Source organism: Bacillus sp. L75, from assembly GCF_003676355.1.
Classification (GTDB): domain Bacteria; phylum Bacillota; class Bacilli; order Bacillales; family Bacillaceae; genus Bacillus; species Bacillus velezensis.
On sequence record NZ_ML064948.1, the window covers coordinates 385 to 599 of the forward strand.

Below are 215 nucleotides of genomic sequence, written 5' to 3' on the forward strand. Positions count from 1 at the left end.
GGCGACTAGTTAAGGATGCGTTTGACAATAAGAAGGCGCAAAATATAACTGGATTAGCTGAGCGGGTATATAAAACTTACGAAGCAGTTGTTCATGGTGTTTATCATAACCCTGAAGACTTAATAAGCTTTAACAGCAAAACAATTAAACCTGAGATGCTGCAAAAATTAAAGGCAGAGGCATGTAAAACCCCGTTAAAACCAAGCACCAAGATA

Annotated in this window: 1 protein-coding gene; it reads left to right on the forward strand. The window is 38.1% G+C overall.

The window, feature by feature from the left end; genetic code table 11:
- Positions 1 to 215 (forward strand): hypothetical protein (locus D5S11_RS20105; RefSeq protein ID WP_206504713.1); only part of this gene is annotated, 215 nt, incomplete at both ends.